4 protein-coding genes are annotated in these 6,092 nt (G+C 65.2%); all 4 read left to right on the forward strand.

The features are described from left to right. The coding region (locus ACNPP0_RS20865) for an exodeoxyribonuclease VII large subunit (protein ID WP_448706886.1) at positions 1-231 on the forward strand (231 nt) is incomplete at its 5' end. A gap of 93 nt (positions 232-324) precedes the next feature. Further along, positions 325-3,450, forward strand: coding sequence for an ankyrin repeat domain-containing protein (locus ACNPP0_RS20870; protein ID WP_448706887.1), 3,126 nt, complete (start codon positions 325-327; stop codon positions 3,448-3,450). 159 nt (positions 3,451-3,609) lie between these two features. Continuing rightward, on the forward strand, positions 3,610-4,188 hold the full coding sequence (sodB, locus tag ACNPP0_RS20875) for a superoxide dismutase [Fe] (protein WP_448706888.1): 579 nt from the start codon (positions 3,610-3,612) through the stop codon (positions 4,186-4,188). A 279-nt stretch (positions 4,189-4,467) separates the two neighbouring features. After that, the coding region (locus tag ACNPP0_RS20880; protein ID WP_448706889.1) for a methyl-accepting chemotaxis protein at positions 4,468-6,092 on the forward strand (1,625 nt) is incomplete at its 3' end.

Consider the following 6,092-nt stretch of genomic DNA (forward strand, 5'->3'; position numbering starts at 1 on the left):
CGTCTGCTGGTGCAGGGCCGCAATCGGCTGGCGGCCGCCACGGCGCAGCTGCGCGCGCTGGACCCGGGCAATACCTTGTCGCGCGGCTACGCCATCGCACGCGATGGCGACGGCCGCATCGTGCGGGATGCGGCAAGCCTGGCTACCGGGCAGGCGCTGGACCTGAGCTTTGCGCAGGGTGGCGCACAGGTTCAGGTGCAGCAAACCCGCAAGAACCGCGACGCCGGTTAAGCAAAAACGATCCGCCGGCCGGCCACGCCCACGCATTCGGCGCGGCGTCGGCACGGTGGCGTGGGACAGGTCGACGCACTCTGAGGCGATGCAATGCGGCACAACGAAAGCATGGGTTGGATGGCCGGTGTGTTGGCCGGAACGGTCATGGCACTTGGGCATGTAGCGCTAGTACAAGCGGCAGAGGCAAGCGCGGTGCAGGTAACCACCGAGGTGACGCCGCCCATATCAGCTGGGGTATCGGCGCAGGTTTCCGCTGATGTGTCCGCTGATGTGTCCACTGAGGTCACAGCGCCGGCAACCGTTCAGCCGGCAAGCCAGCCCCCCGCCGCCAACTGCGATTGCCAGTCTCCGTACCGTGCCTATAAAGAGGCCGATACCCCCGCCACCCAGGCACTGTTTGCCGCCGTACGCAACAACGATCCCGACGCCTTTGTCTCTGCACTGGCGCAGGTCCAGCAGCCAGGCGACTACGCGCTGGACGGCGTGCCGCTGCTGCATGCGCTGCTCATGCCGCCGCGTGAACTGCGCGCCCAAAACGTGTACTGGGGCATTTCAACCGAAGACGCCGACCGCATACGCCAGACTTTGCAGGCCGCGCTGCCTGCGCGCACGCGCATGCTGGCCGCGCTGCTGGCCACCCGGCCACCGCTGAACGACGTCACGTACGAATCGCGTCGTCCGCCGCTGCATCTGGCGCTGCTGTATGGCACGCCTGACTTCATGGACATGTTGCTGGCGGCGGGCGCCGACGCCAACCAGCGGGGCGATGAACACCGCACCCCGCTTGAATTCCTGTTGAATCGCGATTTTGAATTCGCGGTGCGCATGACCTATCTGCCGCGTCTGGTCGATCGGCCATCGATGACGCGCATGGTGCTGGCCCTGTTCAAGGCCGGCGCTGGCAAGCCCTTTGCCGATGCGGGCCCCGATGTGGCGGATTACCTGGCGTGGTCGCCGCTGGTGGAACTGACCGAGGGCGCGGCGCCCTTGCAGGCGCTGGCCGCCACCGGTACCAAGCCGGCGTATGAAGATGGGCTGACCGCCTTGGCGCTGGCCGCCTACCTCGGCAACGCCGGCGCGGTGCCCGTGTTGAAGGAACTGGGGCCGCGCCACATTCCCGCCACCGGCTACGGCCAGACCGGTCAGCACGATGTCTGGCTGGATGCGGCCCAGGCGGCGGTGCAGGGCGGGCATCCCGATATTGCGGCGTTGCTGCTGCAAAAAGACATGCCTTTTGCGCAACGCGGCCCACAAACCGGTTCCAGCGCAGCGCTGTTCACCAAAGTGGAATCCGACGCCCAACCCATCATGAATCTGGCGGCGCGCCGTGGCGACGTGCAAACGCTGCACCGCCTGCTGGCGCTGGGCGCGCCGGTTGATGGCGACCCGCAAGATAAAAATGGCAACACGCCGCTTGCCGATGCGGTGCTGGCCCGCAAACCGGAAGCCATCAAGCTGCTGTTGGCCGCGGGCGCCGACCCCCGCGCCAAGCGCGAAGGCTATGACCTGAAATCGCCTGTCGATGTCGCGGTGCAATCGGGCGATGCCGCAACGCTGCGCCTGTTTGCCGATGCGGGCTTTGACTTGCAGGCGTTGGGCACCGGCGCGATCCGGCGCGCGCTGGAAAACCGCGATACGTCATTGGCGATGATGCTGATCGAAGCCGGCGTGCCCATCGAAGTGAAGGCGGGGGACGCGGATAGCGGCGACGGCGCGCCGCTGTTGTTGCTGGCCGCAGCGTCGGGGCAAGTGCCGGTCGTTGACGCCTTGCTGGCCAAGGGCGCGGACCCTGTCGGCCTGGCGCCCGATGGCGAAAGCGCGCTGTATTGGCTGGTCGGCAGGCAAGACACCGCAATGCTGGAACGGCTGCTGCGCGCGGGCGCCAAGCTGGACGATCCGCGACTGCCGCGCGCCCCGGCCTCGTACGCGCTATTGAACGCGGCGGTGGCCTCGGGCGACATCGCGCTGGTGCGCCGCGTCAGCAAAGCCACCGGCCAACCCGTGGCGCAAGCCTGCATGCCCGAACGCGGCGAAGCCAGCTTGACCCAATCGCCAGGCTATGTTGCGGCATTGCAGGCGGCGGGTTTTACCGGCAAGCCCGCGGCCTGCGCGCCCGACGCCGCACCGCTGTCGCGACGCATCGTCGTGCAGTTGCTTCATAGCCGCCAGTGGTACGTGGCCCGGCAGGGCGAGCTTGTGCAGCTGCTGCGGTTTGTAAACGCCACCGGGGGTTCGCTGGACGCCGCCTTGGATGATGGCGCAACGCCCTTGAACACTGCAATCCAGCTGGGTCGCGAGGATCTGGCCCGCGCCATGCTTACGGCCGGCGCGCGTCCCGACCAGGCCGATGCCATGGGCCGTGGGCCGGCGTGGGTCGCCTTGCAGACCGGTCAGCCCGCCATGCTGTCATTGCTGGCGCGCCACGGCGCGCGTTTTGACAAGGTGGCCGCACCGCCTGGCCAGTCCTTCGCCCACACGCTGGCATGCCAGTCCGCACCCGAGTTCCGGCGTGTCGTCCAAGCGGCCGGTGCATCCCCGCTGCCCACTTGCCCGTCTCCCGCGCCGTCCAGGCGAGGGGCCGCCAAGGTTGCCAGCAAATCCGCCGACTCCGCAGGCCTGGCGGGCCTGTATGTGCTGAACGGTGTGCGCGAAGTGGGTAGTCAATTGCTGCTGTCGCCGGACGGCAGCTTTGACTACATGCTGAGCTACGGCGCCGTCGACATCGCGGCGCGTGGCGCCTGGCGCAGCGACGGCAGGCAGGTGTTTCTGGACACGCCGCCGATCCAGCCGTATTCGCCCATCCAGGACGTGCGCGCCGACACTCGGCCCGCCCAGCCCGGCTTTGTGTCCGTACGCGTTTTCTACCGCGATCGCCCGGTGAAAGTCGACGTGGCGATGTCGTCCGCGGATGCCGATCACGGGGGCGGCCCGCGCCCGTCCGAAGGCCACGACGCCATCAGCGCGCCCATCGAGCCGGGCGCCTTGAAAACACTGGCCGTGTTTGTGCCGCTGCCTTCCGGCGCGCGTTGGCATCAGGTGGATATCAGCAAACTGGATATCAGCAAACTGGACGCGGGCACGCATGCGATACGCGTGGACCTGGACGTACCCGAAGAAGCCGCCGGCGCACCGCTACACAAGACGTTCACGGTGCACAAAGACGGCGCGCTGGTTGAGTCGGAAGCGGGCAGGGAACTGCGATACGAGAAAGAGTAGCGTTTGCAAACAGCCAGGGCGACGCGCCGTGGGTCGGCGTGAATGCGCCTATCATGCGCGCCGTTAACCCCGCGCGGACGCGGGGTTAACGCGGTATCCTCATTAGTTGCCGATACAATTGACCGGCTTGATCGTGCACTCAACAGAAGGAACCAACACATGGCACATACTCTTCCCCCCCTGCCTTACGAACTCGACGCCCTGGCCCCGCACATTTCCAAGGAAACGCTGGAGTTCCACTACGGCAAGCATCACCAGACTTACGTCACGAACCTGAACAACCTGATCCCGGGTACGGAATTCGAAACGCTGTCGCTGGAAGACATCGTGAAGAAGTCCTCGGGTGGCATTTTCAACAACGCCGCTCAAGTCTGGAACCACACGTTCTACTGGAACAGCCTGGCCCCCAAGGCCGGCGGCGCACCCACCGGCAAGCTGGCTGACGCCATCAACGCCAAGTGGGGCAGCTTCGACGCTTTCAAGGAAGCGTTCAACAAGTCGGCAGCCGGCAACTTCGGTTCGGGCTGGACCTGGCTGGTCAAGAAGGCTGACGGTTCGGTTGACATCGTCAACACCAGCAACGCCGCCACGCCGCTGACCACCGCCGACAAGCCGCTGTTGACCTGTGATGTCTGGGAACACGCGTACTACATCGACTACCGGAACGCGCGTCCCAAGTACGTGGAAAATTTCTGGGCGCTGGCCAACTGGGATTTCGCCGCCAAGAACTTTGCCTGATCGGTAACGACGGGTCGGGCCGCGTAAGTGGCCCGCAAGTAAAAAGCCCCTGGTGCCTTGCACAGGGGCTTTTTTATTCCCGTTCAGGAAAAATTCAGCTGACATAACCCTGTCGATTGTCGATTTCATTCCAGGGAAATGACAAAGAAACAACCTTTTCTTTAGGGTTATCCCTAGGATTCCCGGCCGCTATTGTTGCCAGTGGTCAGGGCTGAACCACGGGGCCAACGGATCGCGGCATGCCCGCTTACAACCGGGGTAACTACAGGGAAGGGAAGCATGTTTCGCTTATTTTCAGGCTTGCGCATTGGGGCGCGCCTGTCGGGCGCGTTTTTGCTCGTGGCGGTAATCGGCGGTGCCATCGGGGCCTTTGGAGTGTGGGGGCTGTCGCGCATCAACGAATTGAATGACCGGCTGTATGACACCGAGCTGCGTGGCATCTCGGATTTGAAAGAATCCAATCTGAATCTGATCTACGCGGGCCGCGCCCGCAGCGGCTACCTGGCCGCCAGCACCGATCAGGATCGCCAGGCGTTAAAGAAGCAGTTTGACGACGCCGTCAAGAACATGGACGTGCTACGCGATAAAGCCGCGAAGAACTTTCACGAAGAAGAGGGCAAGCGCCTGCTGGCGCAGTTTGTCGAAACCGAACAGGTGTGGAAGCGGGAGTCGGAAGCGTTCTTCACGGCGGCCAGGTCGCAGTCGTTGACGCAAACCGATCCGCGTGTGGCCGAGATCGAAAAGCGCGTCATCGCCTCGTCGCAAAAGCTTGACGACCTGATGACCAACCTGGCCGTGGGCAAGGAAAAAGCCACGGCGCAATCCGTGGACGAAGCCACCGACCTGTACGACACCGTGCGCGCCGTGATGATCATTCTGGCCGTGGCCGGCGTGGTGATCGGCATGCTGTTGGGCTGGCTGGTCACGCGCGGGATCGTGCGGCCGCTGGAGCAAGCCGTGAAGGCCGCGCGCCAGGTTGCCGCGGGCGATCTGACCACCGACATCCAGGTGGCCACGCGTGATGAAACGGGCGACTTGATGACGGCACTGAAGGCCATGAACGAAAGCCTGGCGCGCATTGTCGCGGACGTGCGCGACGGCTGTGAAAGCATCGCGTCGGCTTCCTCGCAGATCGCGCAAGGTAACTCTGACCTGTCGCAACGCACTGAAGAACAGGCGTCGTCACTGGAGCAGACCGCCGCGTCAATGGAAGAGCTGACCAGCACCGTGCAGCAAAACGCCAACAACGCCAGCGAGGCCGATCGTCTCGTGACGCAGGCGTCCACCGTGGCAGTGCGCGGGGGCGAAGTGGTGGAGGGCGTTGTGCAGACCATGAGCGCCATTTCGGACAGCTCGCGCCGCATCGCCGATATCACGGGCGTGATCGACGGTATTGCATTCCAGACCAACATCCTGGCGCTGAACGCCGCGGTGGAAGCGGCGCGCGCGGGCGAGCAGGGTCGTGGCTTTGCCGTGGTGGCGGGTGAAGTGCGCACCTTGGCGCAACGCTCGGCGGTGGCCGCCAAGGAAATCAAGGCGCTGATCGACGAATCCGCCGCGCGTGTGCAGGGCGGTACGCGCCAAGTGGACGAGGCCGGTCGCACCATGCGCGAAGTGGTTGACAGCGTGCGTCAGGTGGCCACGCTGGTGCGCGAAATTGCCAGCGCGTCGGAAGAGCAATCGTCCGGCATCGGCCAGGTCAACCAGGCCGTGGCGCAGATGGATACCGTGACGCAGCAGAACGCCGCGCTGGTCGAAGAAGCCGCCGCCGCGGCCGCCAGCATGCAGGAGCAGGCCGGCCGCCTGGCCCAGGAAGTGCGCCGCTTCAAGGTGGACGCCGCCGCGGGTTCGGGGCGTGGCGCCGAGGCACGCTTGATTACGCCCAGCGCCGCGTCCCTGGCCGC

Source organism: Achromobacter semiaridum, from assembly GCF_053543755.1.

Excerpts from the sequence above, each read along its gene's own strand:
- sodB (WP_448706888.1), top strand. The coding sequence starts at position 3,610 with ATGGCACATACTCTTCCCCCCCTGCCTTACGAACTCGACGCCCTGGCC.
- ACNPP0_RS20870 (WP_448706887.1), top strand. The coding sequence starts at position 325 with ATGCGGCACAACGAAAGCATGGGTTGGATGGCCGGTGTGTTGGCCGGA.